General features: G+C 41.6%; 21 protein-coding genes and 6 tRNA genes. 6 read left to right on the top strand and 21 right to left on the bottom strand.

Translation table 11 applies throughout. The annotated features are described in order from the left end of the window. From ACH784_RS03040 to ACH784_RS03025, 4 genes are all read right to left on the bottom strand, one after another. Complete coding sequence (locus ACH784_RS03040) at positions 1–1,032, bottom strand: ABC transporter ATP-binding protein (RefSeq protein WP_404393439.1); 1,032 nt, start codon at positions 1,030–1,032, stop codon at positions 1–3. Beyond that, on the bottom strand, positions 1,029–2,663 hold the full coding sequence (locus ACH784_RS03035; RefSeq protein ID WP_404393437.1) for an ABC transporter permease: 1,635 nt from the start codon (positions 2,661–2,663) through the stop codon (positions 1,029–1,031). The genes ACH784_RS03040 and ACH784_RS03035 overlap by 4 nt, the downstream gene beginning before the upstream one ends. Next, positions 2,663–3,667 (bottom strand): Fe(3+) ABC transporter substrate-binding protein, encoded by a 1,005-nt coding sequence (locus ACH784_RS03030; RefSeq protein ID WP_404393435.1) that lies wholly within the window; start codon positions 3,665–3,667, stop codon positions 2,663–2,665. Before ACH784_RS03030 ends, ACH784_RS03035 begins: the two co-directional genes overlap by 1 nt. A gap of 689 nt (positions 3,668–4,356) precedes the next feature. Continuing rightward, entirely contained in the window at positions 4,357–5,025 is a 669-nt protein-coding gene (locus ACH784_RS03025; protein ID WP_404393433.1) for a tRNA-uridine aminocarboxypropyltransferase, read from the bottom strand. A 68-nt stretch (positions 5,026–5,093) separates the two neighbouring features. Between ACH784_RS03025 and ACH784_RS03020 the strand changes: the two genes are divergently transcribed. Further along, positions 5,094–5,630 carry a GNAT family N-acetyltransferase gene (locus tag ACH784_RS03020; protein ID WP_404393431.1) on the top strand — a complete coding sequence of 179 codons (537 nt, stop codon included), beginning with the start codon at positions 5,094–5,096 and terminating at the stop codon, positions 5,628–5,630. A 949-nt stretch (positions 5,631–6,579) separates the two neighbouring features. Here the strand turns inward: ACH784_RS03020 and ACH784_RS03015 are convergent. The 11 genes from ACH784_RS03015 to rplU all read right to left on the bottom strand — a co-directional run bounded on the left by ACH784_RS03015 (position 6,580) and on the right by rplU (position 10,513). Next, positions 6,580–6,656, bottom strand: a tRNA-Arg gene (locus tag ACH784_RS03015). Positions 6,657–6,693: 37 nt separating this feature from the next. Beyond that, a tRNA-Arg gene (locus ACH784_RS03010) sits at positions 6,694–6,770 on the bottom strand. 37 nt (positions 6,771–6,807) lie between these two features. Next, a tRNA-Arg gene (locus ACH784_RS03005) sits at positions 6,808–6,884 on the bottom strand. A gap of 59 nt (positions 6,885–6,943) precedes the next feature. Continuing rightward, positions 6,944–7,020 (bottom strand) — tRNA-Arg (locus ACH784_RS03000). A 59-nt stretch (positions 7,021–7,079) separates the two neighbouring features. After that, positions 7,080–7,156: transfer RNA gene (locus ACH784_RS02995), tRNA-Arg, on the bottom strand. A 123-nt stretch (positions 7,157–7,279) separates the two neighbouring features. Further along, positions 7,280–7,372, bottom strand: a tRNA-Ser gene (locus ACH784_RS02990). 241 nt (positions 7,373–7,613) lie between these two features. Further along, the gene (locus tag ACH784_RS02985; RefSeq protein WP_404395170.1) at positions 7,614–7,940 is read right to left on the bottom strand and encodes a DUF3718 domain-containing protein; all 327 of its coding nucleotides are present in this window, start codon (positions 7,938–7,940) and stop codon (positions 7,614–7,616) included. Positions 7,941–8,067: 127 nt separating this feature from the next. Next, positions 8,068–8,559, bottom strand: a complete 492-nt coding sequence (folA, locus tag ACH784_RS02980; protein WP_404393429.1) for a type 3 dihydrofolate reductase — start codon at positions 8,557–8,559, stop codon at positions 8,068–8,070. A gap of 58 nt (positions 8,560–8,617) precedes the next feature. Further along, positions 8,618–9,775 carry an Obg family GTPase CgtA gene (gene cgtA / locus ACH784_RS02975; RefSeq protein WP_404393427.1) on the bottom strand — a complete coding sequence of 386 codons (1,158 nt, stop codon included), beginning with the start codon at positions 9,773–9,775 and terminating at the stop codon, positions 8,618–8,620. 149 nt (positions 9,776–9,924) lie between these two features. Then, the gene (gene rpmA / locus ACH784_RS02970) at positions 9,925–10,182 is read right to left on the bottom strand and encodes a 50S ribosomal protein L27 (RefSeq protein ID WP_058030934.1); all 258 of its coding nucleotides are present in this window, start codon (positions 10,180–10,182) and stop codon (positions 9,925–9,927) included. Positions 10,183–10,201: 19 nt separating this feature from the next. Next, positions 10,202–10,513 carry a 50S ribosomal protein L21 gene (rplU, locus tag ACH784_RS02965; protein ID WP_058030935.1) on the bottom strand — a complete coding sequence of 104 codons (312 nt, stop codon included), beginning with the start codon at positions 10,511–10,513 and terminating at the stop codon, positions 10,202–10,204. A 389-nt stretch (positions 10,514–10,902) separates the two neighbouring features. Between rplU and ispB the strand changes: the two genes are divergently transcribed. Next, on the top strand, positions 10,903–11,874 hold the full coding sequence (gene ispB / locus ACH784_RS02960; protein ID WP_404393424.1) for an octaprenyl diphosphate synthase: 972 nt from the start codon (positions 10,903–10,905) through the stop codon (positions 11,872–11,874). 64 nt (positions 11,875–11,938) lie between these two features. Here the strand turns inward: ispB and lptG are convergent, their stop codons facing one another. Next, entirely contained in the window at positions 11,939–13,006 is a 1,068-nt protein-coding gene (lptG, locus tag ACH784_RS02955; protein ID WP_404393422.1) for an LPS export ABC transporter permease LptG, read from the bottom strand. Next, positions 13,003–14,115 carry an LPS export ABC transporter permease LptF gene (gene lptF / locus ACH784_RS02950; RefSeq protein WP_404393420.1) on the bottom strand — a complete coding sequence of 371 codons (1,113 nt, stop codon included), beginning with the start codon at positions 14,113–14,115 and terminating at the stop codon, positions 13,003–13,005. Before lptF ends, lptG begins: the two co-directional genes overlap by 4 nt. A gap of 195 nt (positions 14,116–14,310) precedes the next feature. Here lptF and pepA point away from each other — a divergent pair, with 195 nt between their 5' ends. The 4 genes from pepA (at position 14,311) to ACH784_RS02930 (ending at position 19,821) form a co-directional block, all read left to right on the top strand. Continuing rightward, the gene (pepA, locus tag ACH784_RS02945) at positions 14,311–15,819 is read left to right on the top strand and encodes a leucyl aminopeptidase (protein ID WP_404393418.1); all 1,509 of its coding nucleotides are present in this window, start codon (positions 14,311–14,313) and stop codon (positions 15,817–15,819) included. Between the two features lie 110 nt (positions 15,820–15,929). Continuing rightward, positions 15,930–16,376, top strand: coding sequence for a DNA polymerase III subunit chi (locus tag ACH784_RS02940; protein WP_130257318.1), 447 nt, complete (start codon positions 15,930–15,932; stop codon positions 16,374–16,376). A gap of 22 nt (positions 16,377–16,398) precedes the next feature. Continuing rightward, positions 16,399–19,254, top strand: a complete 2,856-nt coding sequence (locus tag ACH784_RS02935; protein WP_404393416.1) for a valine--tRNA ligase — start codon at positions 16,399–16,401, stop codon at positions 19,252–19,254. A gap of 117 nt (positions 19,255–19,371) precedes the next feature. After that, positions 19,372–19,821, top strand: a complete 450-nt coding sequence (locus ACH784_RS02930) for a hypothetical protein (RefSeq protein ID WP_404393414.1) — start codon at positions 19,372–19,374, stop codon at positions 19,819–19,821. Positions 19,822–20,212: 391 nt separating this feature from the next. Here the strand turns inward: ACH784_RS02930 and ACH784_RS02925 are convergent, their stop codons facing one another. From ACH784_RS02925 to rpoH, 4 genes are all read right to left on the bottom strand, one after another. After that, positions 20,213–21,445, bottom strand: a complete 1,233-nt coding sequence (locus tag ACH784_RS02925) for an HD-GYP domain-containing protein (RefSeq protein ID WP_404393412.1) — start codon at positions 21,443–21,445, stop codon at positions 20,213–20,215. Positions 21,446–21,614: 169 nt separating this feature from the next. Further along, positions 21,615–21,950: a ribonuclease E inhibitor RraB gene (gene rraB / locus ACH784_RS02920; protein ID WP_404393410.1), complete on the bottom strand. Its 336-nt coding sequence runs from the start codon at positions 21,948–21,950 to the stop codon at positions 21,615–21,617. Next, the gene (locus ACH784_RS02915) at positions 21,928–22,662 is read right to left on the bottom strand and encodes a 1-acylglycerol-3-phosphate O-acyltransferase (RefSeq protein ID WP_404393408.1); all 735 of its coding nucleotides are present in this window, start codon (positions 22,660–22,662) and stop codon (positions 21,928–21,930) included. The genes rraB and ACH784_RS02915 overlap by 23 nt, the downstream gene beginning before the upstream one ends. A 132-nt stretch (positions 22,663–22,794) precedes the next feature. Beyond that, positions 22,795–23,658 carry an RNA polymerase sigma factor RpoH gene (rpoH, locus tag ACH784_RS02910; RefSeq protein ID WP_404393406.1) on the bottom strand — a complete coding sequence of 288 codons (864 nt, stop codon included), beginning with the start codon at positions 23,656–23,658 and terminating at the stop codon, positions 22,795–22,797. Between the last annotated feature and the right edge of the window lie 67 nt (positions 23,659–23,725).

The following is a 23,725-nucleotide window of genomic DNA, read 5'->3' as shown; positions in this document are numbered from 1 at the left end:
CTATGAAAAGAAATTTACCGCATGTGGCTTAATTTTAAAAGTCACTGGCTCATTAATATTCAGGGCATGTTCACTTTCGACGGGCACTTCTATGACTTGCTCTGCCACTTTTATTTGATAAATAAACTCAGTCCCGATAAAGCGCGATTGCAGAATTTCGACGTCATTTGTCTCGCCATTTTCTAGCTGTATATGAGCTGGTCGAATATAAATTTGCCCGGTACCTTGCGCATTTTCACACGCTTTTGTCGAAGTGAATCTACCAAATAAAGTAGTAAATTCTCGCTTATCTTCAGCTTGGGCTGGAATATAAATGCCCTGCCCCAAAAATTCTGCCACTTCTTTACAAGCTGGCTGCTCAAACAACGTTTTAGCATCGCCTAATTGGGCTATTTTACCTTGATGCATCACAGCCAGTTTATCAGCAAAAGCAAAGGCCTCTTCTTTTGAGTGACTAACAAAGATAGCTGAGACCTTTTGATCTTTTATAATCTGTCGAATGTCATTGATAAGTTGGAAGCGCACTTGCGCATCAATATTCGAAAAAGGCTCATCAAGCAGTAACAAGTTAGGTTTATAAGCAAGCGCTCTTGCAATGGCGACACGTTGTTGCTGACCACCTGAAAGCTCATGAGGATATCGCTCAGCAAATTCAGATAAATGCACAAGCTCCAGCATTTCATTTACACGTGCTTGTTTGTCAGCCTTACTAAACTTACTTAAGCCAAACGCGATATTTTGGGCAACGGTTAAATGAGGAAATAACGCATAATCCTGAAACATCATGCCAATATTACGATGCTGCGGCGCTGTAAACTGCGTATTGTCACTCATGATTTTACCATGAATAATGATTTGACCTTGCTGAGGTGTTAATAAACCTGCCACGGCTTTTAAAGTGGTCGTTTTACCGCAGCCACTGGCCCCCAATAAGCAAACAATTTCATTTTCGGCGACTTCTAAATCTAAATTTTCAATCACTTTTTGGCCATCATATTGATAGCTCAAGTTTTTTAAAGACAAACTACTCATGAATTGTGCTGCTCCATTGAGCGATTAACAAAATACAAAGGCACTAAGCCAACAAGAACAATAAATAATGCAGAAATGGACGCAAGCTCTAGTTGCTCGTCACTCACATATTGGAATACATGGGTTGCCAAGGTTTCAAAATTGAAAGGACGAAGTAATAAAGCGGCAGGAAGCTCTTTCATACATTCGATAAACACCAATAACCCAGCAGTTAAAATGCCCCCGCGTAAAAGTGGGATATGCACACTACTGAGCATTTGCGCAAAATTCTTACCCATACTTTGGCTTGCCATATCAAGTGACGGACTAATTCGTACATAGCTCGCTTCAACAGCGCCTTGAGCAATGGCGTAAAAACGTACCACATACGCAAATACCATGGCAAAAATAGTACCGCTAAATAGTAGCCCAGGTTCAAATGTAGTACCTTCTAACCACTCATTCAGCTTAGTATCAAGCAAAGTCAGCGGCAGTAAAACCGCAATTGCTAATACTGTCCCTGGCAGTGCGTAGCCTGTACTAGAGACTCGTCCAGGCAAGGCCTTAGACTTTTGTTCACCAATGCGCTGATAAAACAACACGATAATACTTAAAGCGATTGCGATGACACTCACCCATAAAGAGATCTTCAAGCTTTGCCAAGCATATAAGAAAAACTCAGCGTTCCATGCTTGGTCGAAATAATCTATTGAATAACCGACAAGTACACCAACAGGTAAGGCAAAAGCAAAAAACAACACCACAATACAATAGATACTGGCAAGCCATGCGTACTTACCTGATAGCACATATAAATGCGTGTCGTTTACGGCACTTTGCCTTTCATGCACTGTGGTATTTTTACGGCTAATTTTTTCTAGTGTGATGGCCACAAATAAGAACAACAACATGATCCCAGAAATTTTCGCAGCCGCAGTCAACGAGTAATAGCCGAGCCAAGTATCATAAACGGCCGTTGTAAGTGTGCTGACAGCAAAATAATGCACTGTGGCAAAGTCTGCCATGGTTTCCATACTGATCAACGCAAGCGCCGCAACAATCGCACCTCTTGCAAGGGGTAAACTCACCTTGAAGAAGCTTTGTAGTGGGCTCATGCCCATTAGCTGGCTAGCTTGCAATAACTTAAATGACTGCTCGCGCAAAGCAGTTTTGAAAATAAGGTAAAGATAAGGATATAAAACTAATGCAATCATCACGATTGCACCGCCTAACGTACGAATATCAAAGAACCAATAGTCATCCGGCGATTGCCAACCAAACCACTCTCTTAAGGCAATTTGTACTGGCCCTGCATAATCAAATAAATCGGTGTAGACGTAGGCAATAATATAGGTTGGCATTGCTAAAGGGAGCATCAGCGCCCATTCGAAGTATTTTTTACCGGGAAATTGACAATAAGCAGTAAGCCAGCCGAGCGGTAATGCAATTAAGCAACTTAAGAGGAGCACGCCGGCAATAAGTACGAGGGTGTTATAAATATAATCCCAAAGCACAGTATCCCAAAGGTGGGTAAAAACATCAGAGTCGCCTTGCAGCGACTCGAAGATTAAAAATGCCAATGGTGCTGATAAGCAAGCGCCTATCAGCCAAGCAAAAACCTGCCATCTAGACAGAGAAAGTAATGATTGCATTAAAGATCAAATTTTACCTCATCGATTAGCTTAAGTGCTAAAGGACGGTATTTACTAATTTCTGACAATGGTAAGTTGTCTTCCTTAAACTCACCCCAAGATGCCACAAGTTCAGAAAGCGCCACGCCTGGTTTAACTGGATATTCCATATTCATTGACGCATACATATTTTGCGCCTTATTGTCCGTCATAAACTCGATAAGTTTCAAGGCGTTTTCTTTATTTTTCGAATATTTCGTTAGCACAACACCTGAAACATTTAAGTGCGAGCCGCGATTTGTTTGGTTCGGGAAGTTGATATAAACAGAATCAGCCCATGGCTTTTGCTTTTCATCTTGTAGCATCTTGCCAAAGTAATAGCTATTGCCTAATGCAAGATCACATAAGCCCTCTTTTACTGCTTTAACTTGCGCTCTGTCATTACCTTGTGGTTTGCGAGCTAAGTTTGCTTTCACGCCCTCTAGCCATGATTTAGTTTCAGCTTCGCCATGATGCGCGATCATAGACGCAACTAGTCCTAGGTTATAAGGGTGCTTACCAGAACGTGTACATATTTTACCTTTGTACTTTACATCAGCCAGTTCTTCGTAAGTTAAGGCGTCTAATTTACCTAAACGCTCTTTGGATGAATATACGTTACGAACACGTTTAGTCAGTGCAACCCACTGACCTTCTGGGTCGCGAAAGCTTGCAGGTACATTTTTGGTCACAACATCGCTCTTTATCGGCTGTGTTAAATCCATCGATTCTAACTGCATTAAAGCACTGAAGTTTGATGTTAAAACTACATCAGCACGGCTATGCTTACCTTCACGCTTAACTCTTTCGATTAACCCTTTTTTTGCAAAAACCACATTCGTTTTAATGCCTGTTTGCTTGGTAAAATCATCAAGAATAGGCTGAATTAGAAAAGGCTGACGGAAAGAATAAATGTTGATTTCTTCGGCTGCCACAGCAGGCAAACACGTGACGGTTGAGAGTAGAATAGCCAATGCTTTTTTCATAAGGCCTCCAAAGCCAAACAATAATTATTATCAACTAATTTTAACTATTCTATTTCTAAAGTACACCCTTTTACTGATTAAAAACTGTAACTTGATTTTCTATTAACGCCTAATTAGCAATTGATTATGTAAGAGATCTCTTACTTTAGGTGTCGCTTTAAAGTAAAACGCAGCTCAACAAAACAACAACTAGAAAATTAGTCATTATTAATCATGAGCTTGAATCCTTATTCTCAATTCAGCTCTTCAGACGATTTAATTTTTTACCTTTTAATACCGCACCACTCCATTAAACTTATTACATCTTTTGGAAGCCAGTGATGGCCGAAAATCACATGATGTGTAATGGACTGTAATAGTTAATTATTGCCAAATACGGTTTAATTACCTTATGGAACAACAGGATGAGCGCTCAAGGTGAGCCATACAGGATGTATATAGGATTTAATGGAGCCATGGTGGCCAAATTTGTTATGGATAACGGCAGGAAGCTCGGATAAGGGCATATGGATGTTTGGCATAAAGCCAATGAAGGACACTACAGGAAGTAGTACTCGCTAAATCATAAAGAGCGAGTGAAAGGACATTGATTGTATGGAGTTGATCAGCTCAAAACCAAAGCAGGACGCTTAGAAGATTCCGTCAACGCGGCTCATAGAGCCGCGTTTCTTCGTTTAAGGGTTCAAAATTTAACTTAAACTTCTTTTTCCCTTTAAGTATGCATCTCTAAAATCAATAAAGTGAGCTGTTAGTTTTTCTGCAGCAGAGCGCTCTCCTGCTTCAGCCAAGACAACACAGGCGACTTCTGCAGTACCTAGCTGATGGGCATGCGGTGCAACCCTAAGTTTATAATCTGATAAAGAATCTGGTGACACAGAAAGCACCGGAAAAGCATCTAAATACTCACTTTTTCTGAACATTTTCTTCGCTTCACGCCATGTTCCATCTAAAAAAATAAATAATGGCTTTTTAGATTCAATTCGTTCAACCTTAGTAATAACGCGTTCAGGCTCTGCGCTATCAGCGGGGAAAACAACAATAGGTTGATAGCTTGGATCTTTTAGAAGCGATAGCAATGCTTCATCTGGCTCAGTCCTATCCCAACGAAAAGCATGATTATCGGGCACCACATCTGCGATTAAACGACCCGTATTTGAGGGCTTGAAGCTTTCATTGTGATACATTAATAGGCACACTGCACTTTGACAATCTTCGGCAACTTGAAGGTTGTCGCAGATACACAAATGCTCAGAAAGCAAACAAGCTTCACAGCGGGATAATTTCGAACCACGCGCTTTAAACTCTCGCTTGGCCGCAGCAATTTGCTTTTGACGTAGAATTAATACTGAATTTTTCACTAATGCCCCTTAGGTTATAAGCCTCATATTGTAATCAACTAAGTCCATAAAAGCAGTAAGGAACTCAAATGAAGATACAAAACTCGCAAAGATTAGTTTATCGACTCATGGATAAAAATGATGCCGATTTACTATTCGAATTAGACCAAGATCCTGCAGTCATGAAATATTTAACGCATGGTAAGCCTAATTCAATGCAGACGATTAGAGAGGTTTTTATCCCTCGTTTAGAGCAGTTCACAAATTTAGAAAAAGGTTGGGGTTTATGGCAAGTGAATACCTTAAAAGAGAATCAATTCATTGGCTGGATATTAGTTCGACCGATGGGCTTTTTTACAGGTCAACGTAACGACAACAATTTAGAGCTGGGCTGGCGCTTTAAGCAAATGAGTTGGGGCAAGGGCTATGCAACGGAAGCCGCACAACATATTGCAAATACACTCGCTACTGACAAAGCATACACCGCATTTTCAGCCGAGGCCCTTGAAGGCAATTTAGGCTCCATCAATATTATGAAGAAGCTCGGCATGCGCTATATAAAGCATTTCATTCATCAAGATGAACAAGGTCAGCATAGCGCTGTGCTTTACTCTAAAGAGTTGTAAGCTCTCCGACGAGAAGCAAATTGGCTACGGCTAAGGGGGAATACTTGATCCAGAGTGAACCTTCTACAGCTTGGCTAGCTAAAACAGGGTAAGAGCTAAATTTCCAGGCATAAAAAACGACGCTCAATGGTTATTTCTCACATCAATAGTTTGATGTGGCGGACACGGGACTTGCTTTATGGGGAGTGAACCTCAGAACATCTGGTTCATGTGCCCAGTAGATATAAAAATTTTAGGCATAAAAAAACCGACTCTCAATGGTTATTTCTCACATCAATTTGTTTGATGTGGCGGACACGGGACTTGCTTTATGGAGAGTGAACCTACGACAGCTTGGCTAGCTAAAACAGAGTAAGAGCTAAATTTCCAGGCATAAAAAACGACGCTCAATGGTTATTTCTCACATCAATAGTTTGATGTGGCGGTCGCGGGACTTGCTTTATGGAGAGTGAACCTTCGATAGCCTGATTAACTAAAACGGAGCTAAGTCTAAACTTCAGGCATAAAAAAACGACGCTCAATGGTTATTTCTCACATCAATTTGTTTGATGTGGCGGACGCGGGACTTGCTTTATGGGGAGTGAACCTCAGATCATCTGGTTCATGTGCCCAGTAGATATAAAAATTTTAGGCATAAAAAAACCGACTCTCAATGGTTATTTCTCACATCAATTTGTTTGATGTGGCGGACGCGGGACTTGCTTTATGGGGAGTGAACCTCAGAACATCTGGTTCATGTGCCCAGTAGATATAAAAATTTTAGGCATAAAAAAACCGACTCTCAATGGTTATTTCTCACATCAATTTGTTTGATGTGGCGGACACGGGACTTGCTTTATGGAGAGTGAACCTACGACAGCTTGGCTAGCTAAAACAGAGTAAGAGCTAAATTTCAGGCATAAAAAAACCGACTTTCGTCGGTTATTTCTCACATCAATTGTGTTTGATGTGGCGGACGCGGGAGGATTCGAACCTCCGACCGCCTGGTTCGTAGCCAGGTACTCTATCCAGCTGAGCTACGCGTCCGTATATCAAATTCTCTAGTTTAACCATCTGAGAAAGATGGCGGACGCGGGAGGATTCGAACCTCCGACCGCCTGGTTCGTAGCCAGGTACTCTATCCAGCTGAGCTACGCGTCCGTATATCAAATTCTCTAGTTTAACCATCTGAGAAAGATGGCGGACGCGGGAGGATTCGAACCTCCGACCGCCTGGTTCGTAGCCAGGTACTCTATCCAGCTGAGCTACGCGTCCGGAACAAGTTATTTTACATCTTACTTTAGATGCTCATTTATTTAACCACTTTGAGAAAGTGGCGGACGCGGGAGGATTCGAACCTCCGACCGCCTGGTTCGTAGCCAGGTACTCTATCCAGCTGAGCTACGCGTCCGGAACAAGTTATTTTACATCTTACTTTAGATACTCATATATTTTACCACTTTGAGGAAGTGGCGGACGCGGGAGGATTCGAACCTCCGACCGCCTGGTTCGTAGCCAGGTACTCTATCCAGCTGAGCTACGCGTCCTTTATTGAGTTTGTTTTACATCTTAACATCTACGATGCGAACACTGTTCGTAGCCATTATTGCTAAATAAACTATCCAGCTGAGCTACGTATCCGTAATTACAAGAATACCATTAAATATTAATGGCGGAGAAGGAGGGATTCGAACCCTCGATAGGGCTACAAACCCTATACTCCCTTAGCAGGGGAGCGCCTTCAGCCACTCGGCCACCTCTCCGTCTTGTGGATGCGTATAATAAAGGCTTACGAAAATAAGTCAAACACTTTTATAGTAAATTATTGTCAAATGCTCATAGAATATGCAGCTTTGCTCAATTCTCTTAACTTATGTTTATCTTTTAAACTAACTGTTTGAAAAGCACACTGAAATAACAGCTTCGCGTTTTTTAATGTTATTAAAAGCAAAAAAGCCAGAAGGTAAACCCTCTGGCTTTTTTAATACTAATAAGAGTTGAGGTTTATAAACCTGCACGCTCTTTGATAGCACCAATTAATGCTGAACCACCATGACCGTTACCTTCAGCCCAAGCAATATCAGCTCCATCAGCTAATGTGCTTTTTGGTAAGTTCTTAATAATATACTCGCCGGCATCTACCGCATTGCTTGCAATCGCATGGCGTAAAAGGTTATTACCATTACATAATACGCCATCGAAAATATTCCTTATTTTGATACGAGAACTTTTAAGCTTACTACGCAAACCACCTTTATCGTTTGCTGCAACATATTCACACAATGAAACAGCTAACTGATCATTTGCACTTGCTGTAGAGCTAAAAGACATAGATGCAACAACCAGAGATACTGATAATAGTGCGGTAGATAATTTCATTTCTTCGACCCTTTAATACTTTGTTCGTAACAGAATACGCATATAATTGTAGCAATCAATATAATTGACCGCAACAAACTCATAACTTTTTATGTAATGTTACAAACTTATAGCCATACTTATTTCTTTCATCCGGCTGATTAGTTTCGGACTCAATTTCTGCCCATTGATAATCTTTTTCATAATCAGGGAATTGAGTATCTCCCGGAACAGCTAAATCGATAAAGGTCAGATATAAACGTTCAGCTAAAGGTAAAAATTGATTATAGATATTACCGCCACCAATAATCATCACCTCTTCTGTACCTTTTAGTATATTTAGCGCTTCTTCTGGACTTGATACAACCTCAATACCTTCAGCTTGATAGGAGGTATTTCTAGTTATCACAATATTACGGCGACCGGGTAATGGGCGACCTATTGATTCAAATGTTTTACGGCCCATAACTACAGGCTTATTCATAGTAACGCGTTTAAAATGTTGCAGATCGGCAGGTAAATGCCATGGCATCTGATTATCATCACCAATAACTCGATCGCTTGCCATTGCTGCAATCATTGAAATAATCATGCACACTCCCTCAGTATTTAGTATTAAAAAAGGGCTATAAAAGCCCTTTTAATTTAAGTTATCTCTCGTAGATAACTTCCACATCATAATCATCTTCGTCCCAGTCGTCATCCCAATCATCATCCTGAGCATTTTTCTTCGCCTCACGATGGTAGGTATCCCACTTGAACTCCACCTCTTCATCAGTTTGCTCTTCTTCAAACTTATCTTTAGGCATACTTTCAAGCAGCGTCATGATGTCATAGCATAACGGTTGAGTATTCTTTTTGTTTGCAGCTGAGATGCGATATACAACGTCTGCGCCCAACTCTTCAGCGATGCGTTCGCAAATTTCTTCTACTTCGTCTTCTGGAAGTAAGTCAATCTTATTAAGCACTAACCAACGAGGCTTATCAGCTAACTTTGGACTGTACTGGTGCAATTCATTAATAATAGAAAACGCATTATCAACCGGATCTGTTCCATCTACAGGCATCACATCAACAATATGCAATAATACACGACAACGCTCTAGGTGCTTTAAGAAACGAATGCCAAGGCCAGCGCCATCTGAAGCGCCTTCAATCAGACCAGGGATATCCGCAATCACAAATGATTTACTTGCTTCAGGGCGAACAACACCAAGATTAGGAACTAGTGTTGTGAACGGGTAATCCGCGACTTTTGGCTTAGCAGCAGATACGCTTCTAATAAACGTTGATTTACCAGCATTTGGCAGACCAAGTAAGCCTACATCTGCAAGAAGCATTAGCTCTAACTTCAGATTTCGGACTTCCCCAGGCGTGCCTAATGTTTTTTGTCTTGGCGCTCGGTTTACACTCGATTTAAAACGTGTATTGCCTAAACCATGGAAACCACCTTTAGCAACCAGTAACTTTTGACCATGCTGCGTCAAGTCACCTAAACACTCTTCAGTGTCTTCATCTGTTACACGTGTACCTACAGGAACTTTTAAGAAAAGGTCTTCACCTTTCTTGCCAGTACAATTTCTAGACTGCCCGTTTGTGCCACGCTCAGCTCGATGGAATCGCTCAAATTGATAATCAATTAATGTATTCCAGTTTTCATCAGCAACGAGATAAACGCTACCGCCATCACCACCATCACCGCCATCAGGGCCACCATCAGGAACATACTTTTCACGGCGAAATGACACAATGCCACTGCCGCCGTCGCCAGCTTCAGCTCTAATTACAACTTCATCGACAAACTTCATGGTTTCTCTCTGTTTTGGGAGGTCTGATAGCAAATTATAACCCAAGCACTTGTTTCTTGCTTACCGAGTTATGTTGCAGATAAAGACCAAAATAATTTACATACAAAAAAAAACCCCGCCGTAGCGGGGTTTTTCTAAATCTTTACCGATTACTCAGCAACGATGCTAACGTATTTACGGTTTAAAGGACCTTTAGTTTCGAAAACTACTTTACCATCTGCTTTTGCAAAGATAGTGTGGTCTTTACCGATACCTGCGTTAGAACCAGCGTGGAACTTAGTACCACGTTGACGAACAATGATGCTACCCGCTAAAACTGATTCGCCGCCGAAACGTTTAACACCTAGGCGTTTACTTTCTGAATCGCGACCGTTACGAGTACTACCAGCTGCCTTCTTATGTGCCATCTTTCTGTACCTCTAAAAATTAAGCGCTAATGCCAGTGATTTTAACTTCAGTGAACCACTGACGGTGGCCCATCTGCTTACGAGAATGCTTACGACGTCTAAATTTAACAATCTTAACTTTCTCACCGCGACCGTGTGAAACAACTTCAGCTGTCACTTTACCACCGTTTACGAACGGTGCACCGATCTCGATTTTCTCACCATCAGCAACTAAAAGTACTGAATCGAACTCAACTGCTGCACCAGTCTCAACGTCTAATTTTTCTAGACGAATTGTTTGACCTTCAGTCACACGGTGCTGTTTACCACCACTTTGGAAAACCGCGTACATATTTAACTCCGTTGTGCGCCCTCAAATCGACGCAACTTAATATTCTTCAATAGGGCGCGAAGTTTACGCTAATGTTAAACATCACGCAACCCCATTTTTATAGAAATTGCATAAAAACTAGCTACGATGAGGGCGAATTACTATTTTGTGACAGTCTATCGAAAAAACACGCTAAACCAAAGCGATTTTTCTGAGTTTTACTGAGATTTTTTAAGGAAAAACCCTACTCATAAAAAGTACAATTTACGCACTAAAAAAGCTGTTCAAAAAACTAGCAACTCGCTAATTTTATGGTTTTTTTGATCTCATTCACGACTAATTATCGAGCTTAAGCATTTTTTGTAGTACAATTCGCGCGTTTTATTTTACCGACCTTGGCTTGGAGCAAGATGGATATCAAAGCTATCCAGACGTTAATTGCAGATGACATGCAAGACGTCAATCAACTCATTCATGCGCAAATGCAATCAGATGTGGCTTTAGTAAACCAGCTAGGCTTATACATTGTGAATAGTGGCGGAAAGCGCATTCGACCGATGCTAACCCTACTTGCAGCCCGTGCGCTTGGTTGTGACGACAACAAGCATATTACTTTAGCTACGATTGTTGAATTTATTCACACCGCGACATTATTACATGATGATGTGGTTGACGAATCAGCGCTGAGAAGAGGCGAGCCAACTGCAAATGCAGAATTTGGTAATGCCGCCAGCGTATTGGTTGGTGACTTTATTTACACTCGCTCATTTCAACTTATGGTTGGCTTACAGAATATGCAAGTAATGCAAATACTTGCAGATGCGACAAACGTTATTGCTGAAGGCGAAGTGTTGCAACTGATGAACTGTAATGACCCTGACACAACTGAGCAAAGTTATATGCAGGTTATCTACAGTAAGACTGCAAAACTGTTTGAAGCAGCTACTCAGTTGCCGGCAGTTGTACTTGAGCAAAGTATTGAAGTACAGGACGCCTTAAAGTTGTATGGTATGCACTTAGGCACAGCCTTCCAACTTGTCGATGATGTTTTAGATTACAGCGCAAACGCTGATCAAATGGGTAAAAATTTAGGTGACGACTTAGCCGAAGGCAAACCTACATTACCGCTTATTTATGCGATGCAAAAAGGCTCTGAGCAACAAGTAACGCAAATTAGAGAAGCCATCGAAACAGGTAATGGCATGCAGTTTTTAGATGACATTTTAGCAACCTTATCTGACACCAAAGCGCTTGATTTTGCGATGGATAAAGCGCGTGATGAGGCACAAAAAGCAATCAACTATTTAAGTATTTTACCTGAGTCTGATTACAAACAAGCGCTCATAGCTTTAGCTAACTTATCTGTTTCTAGAGACCACTAAACAAAAGTCTTTTAAAGTAAAAAGCCAGCAAATGCTGGCTTTTTTCGCTTTTAAATTCAACCCTTTACTGTTGACGTTTCAATAAAACAGTTGCCACCAATACAAACAATACGGCCGGCATCGCAGCACCTATAAATGCGGGCACGCTGTAAACCATAACAATAGGGCCAAAAATTTCATTGCTTAAGTGAAATGCCAATCCTGTGACCACCCCCATAATGATCCTCGCTCCCATACTCACAGAACGCAAAGGTCCAAAGATAAATGACAAAGCAACCAAAAGCATCACAGCAATCGTGACTGGCTGCATCACCTTTCTCCAAAGCGCTAAATCGTATGTACTGGTATCTTGATCATTTTGCTCAAGGTAAGACAGATATGACACCAACCCCTTAAAAGATAAAGACTCAGGGTCAACAGAGACAACATTCAGTTTTTCAGCAGTCAATTGTGAAGGGTAAATCATTGACTCGCTGTATTGTGTAGTTATTGACTCCTCAGCGACATTCATTTCTTCTATGCCTTGAAATTGCCACCCCTGAGGCACACTTTTAGCCTGCTCTACACGGGTAACCTTTATCAATGCTAGGGAGTCATCAAAATGGTAAATACTGACATCTTTTAAATCGCCGTTTTGTTCAACATTTCCTATATTGATAAAATTATTACCATCTTTAGCCCAAACACCTTTTTGAGCATTGAAAACTTCTCCACCATAAATGGCATTGTTACGTATTTGCTGCGCCATTTTTTCAGATTGAGGTACCCCCCACTCCCCCAACCCCATCATAAACAAGGCTAAGAAAATAGCAGTTTTCATCACTGAGCCAATAATCTGTAAACGTGACCAACCAGCAGCTTGCATAACCACCAACTCACTACTTGACGCGAGCGTTCCCAGTCCCATCAACCCACCAATTAAAGCAGCCATAGGAAAGAACACCACTACGTCAGCAGGCATACTATATAAGGTATAAAGTAAGGCTGTTAGTAAATCATAAGAACCTCGACCAACAGACTTAAGTTGCTCAATAAACTTAATCAGCGTATTTATCCCCACAAAAACCAGCAAGGCAAAACTAGTTGTCTGTAAAATACTGCGGCCTAAATACCAATCCAACGTTTTCATCATGCTGTTTGTGCTCGCTTAGCAAATAAAGAACGCAACCACACACCAAACGGGCGGCCTTTTGCAATTAAGTATGCACCGATAAACAGTGCACTAATGTGGATCCACCAAAGTCCCACCGATGTCGGAACCTTTCCTTCAGCAACTAAAAACTTGCCTGCATTAAGCATAATAAAGTAGCCAAGATACAAACCGATCGCTGGCACTAATTTAGCAAACTTACCTTGACGAGGGTTCACAACGCTCAAAGGCACAGCCATTAAGGTCAGCAAAATAATAGATATAGGAGTAGACAAGCGCAGTTGAAATTGTGCAACCGCCTCAGGAGTATTCATAGTTAATAGTTGAGCAGTTGGCACGGCTTCAAGCTTGCGTCGCTGATGTTCTATTTCTTGCTCTTGGATCTGAACTTGATAGCTACCAAATTCGGTTTTGCTTAGCGCTTGGCTTTGCCCATCGGTTTCAAATCGATAACCGCTATCAAGCTGCAACTGTTGCGCCCCACTTTCTTGTTCAATAACACGCCCTGTTTGTGCATACACCAAACGCGCAGCTTGATTAGACTCTTTATCAGGCAATTGAGCTACAAACACTTTATTCAACTCTTTGCCCTGCTGATTGATGTCGTGAATAAAGACCACGGCTTTTTCGTTGCCAGTTTGTTGAAAACGCCCAGCCCTTAAACTCGAGAGTCCCGCATCAGCTTCAGCTTGTTCTTTTAACTGATACTCTTTTTCATTAGCCCAAGGTGCCACATACATACTCAATGCACCCGCTAATAAAGCAAATACCACACTTGATATCAATGTCACACGCACTACATACCATTCGCTCACACCACAGGCTTTGAGTACGGTCATTTCACTATCTGCGTATATACGGCTGTATGCCAAGATTATTCCTAAGAATAAACTTAACGGAAGAATGTAAACCGCCAATTGAGGTAATTTGAGTGCCAAATATGAAAGAATTAAATCGCTGGGAGTGCCACCATCACTTGCATCACTTAATATCCTGACAAATTTTTGTGAGACAAAAATAGTCATTAAAGTGAGAAAGACAGCAATTTGCGACTTCAAGACTTCAGCTGTTAGGTAGCGAAAAATTAGCAAAATATGCCCCTATAAAACATCGTGTTTCACTGGAATAGTAGGAAAAATTGAGTAAACTGATTATTTTAGTCAGTTTATTATATGTCATCAAAACCAAATATCATACTAAGCATATTAGATAATCATGCATTTATGATATGGATTAGCGAAGACAGATAAAGTTCAAAAAGACATAATTTAGACTCAGGAGTCACAATGGAATTCAGCGTAAAAAGTGGTAGCCCCGAAAAACAGCGCAGTGCCTGTATTGTAGTTGGCGTTTATGAACCGCGTCGTTTGTCTCCAATCGGTGAGCAGCTGGATAAGATCAGTGAAGGTTACATTTCAAATTTACTACGTCGTGGTGATTTAGAAGGCAAGCCTGGTCAAGTATTACTACTTCATCACGTTCCAAACATTTTAAGTGAGCGCGTACTACTTGTTGGTTGCGGTAAAGAACGTGAACTAGATGACAAACAATATAAACAAATCATCTCTAAAACGATCAACACATTAAATGAAACAGGCTCGATGGAAGCAGTGTGCTTCTTGACTGAGCAACATGTTAAAGGCCGTGATACTTACTGGAAAGTTCGTCAAGCAGTAGAAACAACACAAGACTGCTTGTATACATTTAATCAGTTAAAAAGCAAAAAGACAGATCCACGTCGTCCGCTACGTAAAATCGTATTCAACGTACCAACGCGTCGCGAGTTAACCATTGGCGAAAACGCCATTGAACATGGTCTTGCCGTTGCTGCAGGTGCAAAACTGTGTAAAGACGTCGCCAATATGCCACCAAACATCTGTAACCCTCGTTACTTAGGTGAGCAAGCGAAAGAGTTAGAGTCATTTGACAACATTTCTGTAAACCTAGTTGGTGAAAAAGAAATGGAAGAATTAGGTATGCACTCATACCTAGCAGTTGGTCGTGGCAGTGATAATGAATCAGTTATGTCAGTGATCCACTACAATGGCGCACCTGAAGAGCAAGCGCCAGTTGTATTTGTCGGTAAAGGTCTGACGTTCGATTCAGGTGGTATTTCAATCAAACCTGGCGAAGCCATGGACGAAATGAAGTACGACATGGGTGGTGCTGCTGGCGTACTAGGTTTAATGCGCACAGTTGCAGAACTTCAGTTGCCGATTAATGTTATTGGTGTTCTAGCAGGCTGTGAAAACATGCCAAGCTCAAACGCCTACCGCCCGGGCGATATCCTCACTACTATGTCAGGCCAAACAGTTGAAGTTTTAAACACAGATGCGGAAGGTCGCCTAGTATTATGTGACGCACTGACTTATGTTGAAGCATTCGAGCCTGAAATCGTGGTGGATGTAGCAACCCTGACAGGTGCCTGTATCGTTGCACTGGGTGCACACGCAACGGGTTTACTGTCAAATCACAACCCACTTGCTCATGACTTATTAAAAGCATCTGAGCAAAGTGGCGACCGTGCGTGGCAACTACCACTGTGGGATGACTACCACGAGCAACTTGAAAGCCCATTCGCTGATTTCACAAACCTAGGTGGTCGTGCAGCTGGGACTATCACTGCAGCATGCTTCTTATCTAAGTTCACCAAAAAATATAATTGGGCACACTTAGACATCGCAGGTACAGCTTGGAAGAGTGGTAAAAACAAAGGTGCGACAGGTCGACCTGTACCTATGTTGACACAATACCTATTAAATCGTGTTGGACCAACTGAAACCCAAGCAGATTAACCGCTGTGAGTGATTGATGGTCAGTTCGTTCTGTGTCAAAATGCGGGTTTATTTTGAACGCTTATTTTAACCCTGTAAAACCGTTAAAATATGTAATTTGAAGCGAATTTATGACCATCAACGCACGATTTTATGTGTTAAAACAAAATAATGAGCCGGAAGTATCTATCCCGGCTCATTTTGATCTTGCCGCTCGCGCTGCTGCTAAGCAGTTTAGAGCTGGCCATCGTGTGTTTATCTACGTCGATTCGATTGATGACGCCCATCTGATTGATGAGCAATTATGGTGTTTCGAACCCGACAGTTTTGTGCCCCACAACCTGCAAGGCGAAGGCCCCAAAGGCGGTGCCCCTGTTGAGATTGGCCAAACACCTCCCGTTGGTAGACGCAATGTGCTAATTAATTTAGCCACCACCCTACCCGACTTTATAAGACGCTTCAGTCAGGTATATGATTTTGTACCGACGGAGCAAAACGCCAAGCAAGCCGCGCGTCAGCGCTTTGTGCACTTACGTCAGCTCGGCGCCAATATTTCAACTCAAGAAATTGAAAATTAAGCACTAATTAAGGTTCTGTGAAATGGATAAAACCTATAATCCACAAGATATAGAACAGTCTTTATACAAAGACTGGGAAGACAATGGTTACTTTAAGCCATCAGGTAAAGGCGAAGCATACTCAATTATGATCCCGCCACCGAACGTCACAGGTAGCCTACATATGGGCCACGCTTTCCAAGACACAATCATGGACACGCTGACTCGTTATAAACGCATGCAAGGTAACAACACGCTTTGGCAAGTAGGTACAGACCACGCGGGTATCGCAACACAAATGCTTGTTGAGCGTAAGTTAGCTGCTGAAGAAGGTAAAACACGTCACGACCTAGGCCGCGATGCATTTATCGATAAAATTTGGGAGTGGAAAAACCACTCTGGCGGCACTATCACTAAACAATTACGTCGTTTAGGCGCTTCTGTAGATTGGGACCGTGAGCGTTTCACTATGGACGAAGGCCTTTCTGAAGCGGTTAAAGAAGTATTTGTACGCCTGCACAAAGAAGACTTAATCTACCGTGGTAAGCGCCTAGTTAACTGGGATCCTAAGCTACACACTGCGATTTCTGATCTTGAAGTTGAAAACAAAGACAAACAAGGTCACATGTGGAACCTACGTTACCCACTTGCTGACGGCGTAAAAACCAAAGACGGTAAAGACTACATCATTGTTGCGACAACACGTCCTGAAACCATGCTAGGTGATACAGGTGTGGCAGTAAACCCTGATGATGAGCGCTACCAAGACTTGATCGGTAAAGAAATTTTACTGCCTATCGTAAACCGTCGTATCCCAATTGTTGCCGATGAACATGCAGACATGGAAAAAGGCACAGGTTGTGTGAAAATCACACCTGCCCACGACTTTAACGATAACGAAGTAGGTAAACGTCACCAACTACCTATGATCAACATCTTCAACAAAGATGCTGCGGTATTAAGCGAAGGCGAAAGCTATACATTCGACGGTAAAGAGCTTGAATTAGATGCGCCAATTCCTGAGCGCCTACACGGCCTTGACCGCTTTGATGCACGTAAAGCAATTGTGAGCGAATTTGAAGAACTTGGCCTATTAGAAAAAATTGAAGATCACAGCCTAACTGTACCTTACGGTGACCGTTCTGGCGTAGTGATTGAACCGCTTCTTACTGATCAGTGGTACGTGCGTGTAGCACCTCTAGCTGAGCCTGCGAAAGAAGCCGTTAAAAATGGCGACATTAAGTTCGTACCTCAACAATACGAGAACATGTACTTCTCGTGGATGAACGACGTACAAGACTGGTGTATTTCACGTCAGCTTTGGTGGGGTCACCGCATCCCAGCTTGGTACGACAACGAAGGCAACGTATATGTTGGCCGTGACGAAGCTGAAGTACGCCGCGATAACAACCTTGCTGATGATGTTGCACTTAAGCAAGATGAAGACGTTTTAGATACCTGGTTCTCATCTGCGCTTTGGACTTTCTCAACGCAAGGCTGGCCGGCAAACACAGACGATTTAAAAACTTTCCACCCATCTGACGTATTGGTAACAGGTTTCGACATCATCTTCTTCTGGGTTGCGCGTATGATCATGATGACCATGCACTTTATCAAAGATGAAGACGGCAAGCCGCAAGTACCATTTAAAACCGTTTACGTAACTGGCCTTATCCGCGATGAAAACGGCGATAAGATGTCTAAATCGAAAGGTAACGTACTTGATCCTATCGACATGATTGACGGTATCGACCTTGAAAGCCTAGTTGAAAAGCGCACTGGTAACATGATGCAGCCACAACTAGCTAAAAAGATTGAGAAGAACACCCGTAAAACATTCGAAAACGGTATTGAAGCACACGGTACAGACGCACTGCGTTTTACACTTGCTGCAATGGCTTCAACAGGACGTGATATCAACTGGGATATGAACCGCCTTGAAGGTTACCGTAACTTCTGTAACAAACTATGGAACGCAAGCCGTTACGTATTAATGAATACAGAAGAGCAAGACTGTGGCTTCGCTACAGATGCTGAAAAACAGTACTCACTCGCTGATCGTTGGATTTTAGGCCAATTTGAAGCAACTGTTAAAACCTATACTGAGCATCTAGAAAACTACCGTTTTGACCTAGCTGCAAACACCATTTATGAGTTCACTTGGAACCAATTCTGTGACTGGTACCTAGAACTTACTAAACCAGTGTTGTTTAAAGGTAACGAAGCACAGCAACGTGGTACTCGTCATACCCTAATCACGGTATTAGAGAGCCTACTTCGCTTAATGCACCCGTTAATGCCATACATCACAGAAACGATTTGGCAACGTGTTGCACCACTTGCCGGTATCGAAACTGCGGGCACTAGCATCATGGTTCAAGGTTTCCCTGTATATAATGAAGCAAATGTTGATAACCAAGCGATGGACGACCTTGAGTGGGTTAAGCAATTCATTCTTGCTATTCGTAACATCCGTGGTGAAATGGATATCAGCCCAAGCAAACCATTATCGGTATTGCTTGCTAATGCGTCTGACGAAGACAAGCGCCGCTTAACGGATAACGAAGCATTCTTAGCATCTCTTGCTAAGCTTGAAGCGTTCACGCTTCTTGATAACAAAGACGATGCACCAGCGTGTGCAACATCTTATGTAGGTAACCTTGAGATCATGATCCCAATGGCTGGTCTAATCGATGTTGAAGCTGAATTAGCTCGTATCGCGAAGCAGCTTGAAAAAGCAGAAAAAGGCTTAGCACAGGTTCAAAACAAGTTAGCTAACGAGAAGTTCGTAAATAATGCACCTGAGGCTGTACTTGCTAAAGAGCATGCTAAGCTGGCTGAGTTTACCGATGCGAAAGACAAGCTATTAGCGCAAAAAGCGAAAATCGAAAGCTTGTAATCACTTACTCGTCACGATTTAAGCAATAAAAAACGCGAGCTTTAGCTCGCGTTTTTGTTTCCAAAAAAAGGACGCACTGATACACTCATCAGCAATAAAAATAAAAACGGATTTATCATGCTTAGACCTATATTTTTGGCTTCGGCTCTTTTAATTAGCAGTATTTCATCTTTTTCAATTTCAGCTTCAGAGAATAGTAATTGGGCCGTCGGCGGTCTATATTACGAATTTGGTGGACTCATCGGTGCCAAATACACGCATCAATTTGATGAAAAGCAAGCCGTAACCGCAGCACTCGGCTTATTTGGTTATTCACTAGGTTATGAATATACACTCGACGATCACGTCAAAATAGGTGGTATGTTTGGCCAAGATTTATTCTATGCAGACGATGGCTACTTAGTAGGTAAAGCCAGCTATTATTTTTCTGGTGTAAACTCGAGTGGCTTTTACTGGGGAGCCAGTGCGGGTTTTAAAGAAGATGTGTGCGTCTGGTGCGGACAAGACAATAGCGATACAAAGGAAATACAATTTACCGGAGGTATTCACTTCGGATATCAATTTTAAATCACAAAAAAACAATTGATATTAATTCTCATTTAGATTGACAATCTTTAGGCTCCTTCTTAAACTAAGCCCTATCTTTTTAAAGGAACATAAAACGGAGCCTTTATCATGCTCGTCATGCTTATTCTCGTCTCTTTGATGTTTGCAGGGCTAAGTGTTTATTGCTTTTGTAAAGCCAACTACTGTGCCTGTAATAAGGCAGGACAATGCGATAACCCAATCAACCTTTTCTGGTTAGGCACTATTATAGCTGCGCTTATTTCCCTAGCCTTCAGTTGCTTTGCACTTCACACTGAACAGGGCACTATTCTATGGCTTATTATGATGACAAGCTGTCAACTCGGCGCGGTATTATCTGCAAAATGGCAAGGGCTAACACGCTCTGAGACAGCTAAACTAAAAGATGAGACCTTAACAGGCGGGATAAATTAAGTTCATAATCACTCGGTCTAACACTGGCAACGACTTTAATTTCATCTTCTAGCGCATGTAAATCAAGATCTTTTCCTGTTATGTGATGCTTATGCTTAGTGTTATAAAAGACTTTAACTTTAGGTTTCATAGGCGATTGTTTATTGCCTTCCAACACGAGTGCCAGTCTATCATTGGTTAATCGTACTATAGTACCGACAGGATGGACTCCTAAGCACTTTATAAACTTCTGCACTAACTGTGCATCAAATTGATGTTTATTCGCCAGTAAATAACGTAAAGCGTGTATAGGCTCTTCACCGCTTTGATGAGGCCGCTCTGAGGTCATCGCATCATAGACATCCACAATGGCCATCATTCTTGCTGGCTTACTGATTTTTGTACCAGATAAACCTCTAGGGTAACCAGAGCCATCTATTCTCTCATGATGGTTCAAGATCATATCCATAATCAAGTTGCTTATCCCTGCTTCGCCTTTTACTAACCCTAAAGACTGCACGACATGTTTCTTTAACGCCTTAAACTCAAATTCATTCAGGTTTTCAGTTTTATTAATTAGGCCTTGAGGCAACTTGGTATGGCCAACATCATGTAACATTGCACCAAGCGCTAGTTGTTGGATCTGCTCGCTCTTAATTCCCAGATACTTGGCAAATACACTCATCAAGATGGTGCAATTGATCATATGACGCCAATTGTAACCATCTTTATCTTTCAGGCGGCTTAATATTGCCATCGCATTACTATTTCGTAAAACTGAATCAACAATGTCATTACTCACTTGATTAAGTAATGATACGTCTAACTTGGCACCGATTGTCAGTTCACCATATAAATTTTTTAGCTGCTGTGAGTGTTGGTCAAATTGTTGGCTTGCCTTCGCAAACTCTTGCTCGAGGGATTTTTCTTTAACTGTCGGTTTAACTGGTTTACTAGAAGAAAGTTTTATTTTTGGTTCGGCTTTTTCTTCTGGCTTAGGTTGAGGGCGGTATTTTTCCGGAACTTCTATCTCACTTTGAGAAAAATCAATTTTTAGCTCTAAAACGCCTTTAGATAAAAGCTGAGCAATAATCGCTTTGTCTCGGACCATGCCACGAGATTTGATTTTTATCTTAGCATCGCTGCGTTGCTTGCATACACTATCAACAAACATCCCAGGCTGTAATTCAGAGATTGGCAACGATACCAGCATAAGTACAATTTTTTAACAACATAGAAACAAGATTGCTTTGTATCATTTTTCAACGCTACTCGTCTATCTTTTAGTCTAAATTTAATACATTCTCACTATTTAAATAGAGTAATTACTCATAAAAAAAGGAGCTTTCGCTCCTTTTCATGTATTTTGTGTTGTTCTAAACCTACTCCTGGAAGTAAGTGCCCCAACCGTCATATTCTACTCTGCATTCAACTGCAAGCGCAGCTAGCTTATCAACGTCTTCCATAATAACGTCAACATCTAGTTCAGCTTCAACAACAACATCGAAGCCCCAGATTTTGCTACCATCTTCAAGCTCAAGCTCTGCTGGATCTTCTACGTCATAGCCAAGTTTGAATGCAGCTAGTGCCGCTTCTTCTAATTGCTTAAAATCTTCACTTACAAAGTGGTGCTCAACTTCGTAAAGTTTTTCAGTTGAAGAACCGTCTTCAATTAAAGACTCTACGATGTCTTCACTAATTTCGCGCCAGTTTTCCATTATCTTCTTTTACCTTGTCATCAAGTTGTGCAATACGTTCTGCCATTAGCTTATGTGTTGCACTAGCATGGTCTCTGGCACTGATTTCTTTATCAAGGGTGATCGGTGCCAATACATCAATATAGATTGTACCATTGTCCCAACGATTTAGCTTAATACTATCATGAGTTGAATTCATACAGACCGGTACGACAGGCACCTCAGCATTCATTGCGGTATGAAATGCGCCGGTTTTAAACGGTAACAAGCCTCGTCCATAGCTTCGAGTACCTTCCGGAAACATCCAAACAGATAAACCATTTTCTTTAATTTTTGCTACCGACTTACCCAAGGTGCCCATTGCTTTAGAGCGGTTACCTCGGTTAATAAGAATATTACCTGAAAGCCAATATAGCTGACCAAAAAATGGGATCCACTTTAAGCTGTGTTTACCCATACTCACGGTGTTTTCAGGAACCGCCGCAGGTAGAGTAAATAGGTCATAGTTGTTTTGGTGGTTTGCTACATAAATGGCAGGGCCGACTTTTTGAGCACTGGGATCGACATTAATTTCTAACTTAACCCCTACCACTGTCGACATTTTGCCAAACCAGCTGGCAATAATATGCACATTGTTTCTATGAAACGGCCTAATGATTGAGAGCAATAAACCAAAAACACAACTCAACACAATAAATAGCGCCATAGCTATTACACGTAAAACAGCTAACAAAACCCATACTCCTATTTAAATCAGCACGGCATTATAATCAATTAGCGAACACTTGTAAGCTCAATTGTAATTTTATTGTGGGCATAAAAAATGCCGCTAAATTTAGCGGCATTTTATGAAACTTTTTGTATTTTAGTGCATTGCTGACTGCAGCTTCTTCATTGCTGATTTTTCAAGCTGTCTTACTCGTTCAGCTGAAACACTATACTTAGCGGCCAAGTCTTGTAAAGTTGCTTTTTCATCAGCTAACCAACGTGCGCTGATTATATCTTGAGAGCGTTCATCTAGTGTTTTTAATGCTGCAAATAAGCGGTTTTGAGATTGCTCTTGCCATTGCTCTTCTTCAACAACATCAGCTAAATCGCCACTTTGATCGGTTAAGTACTGTACTGGTGAGAAGCTGCTCGCTGGCGCATCATCATTATCATCAGATGTTAAGTCGAAGCCCATGTCTTGACCACTCATTCGTGATTCCATCTCACGAACTTCTTTTTCACTTACACCTAGCTCATTAGCTACTGTTGCTACTTCGTCTTGGTTAAACCAGCCTAGACGCTTTTTATTCTTACGTAGGTTGAAGAATAATTTACGTTGCGCTTTAGTCGTCGCAACTTTAACGATACGCCAGTTTTTTAATACATATTCATGGATCTCAGCCTTAATCCAGTGAACAGCAAATGAAACTAAGCGAACACCCACTTCAGGGTTAAAGCGTTTTACTGCTTTCATTAAACCAATGTTTCCTTCCTGGATTAAATCTGCTTGCGGCAGACCATAACCCGCATAGCTTTTAGCGATGTGCGCTACAAAGCGAAGGTGAGAAACAATAAGTTGCTTAGCAGCTTCTAAATCACCATCTTGATGTAAGCGAGTCGCTAGTGCTTTCTCTTGCTCTGCATCAAGCATAGGAATTTGGCCTACAGTTTGTAAATAGCCATCTAAACTTGCGCTTTGTTGTCCTGTTGTCAGAGCCATTGCGTAAATATCGTTACTCATTTTTCACCTCAGTGATAAACATTTTAGCTGATTTTAGCACTCTCACTTCAAGAGTGCTAACACCTAT

This window comes from Pseudoalteromonas phenolica, assembly GCF_044788725.1.
In the GTDB taxonomy this organism is placed as follows: domain Bacteria; phylum Pseudomonadota; class Gammaproteobacteria; order Enterobacterales; family Alteromonadaceae; genus Pseudoalteromonas; species Pseudoalteromonas phenolica_C.
Note: the sequence above shows the minus strand (reverse complement) of the source record. Positions and strands in the feature narration are given on the sequence as shown.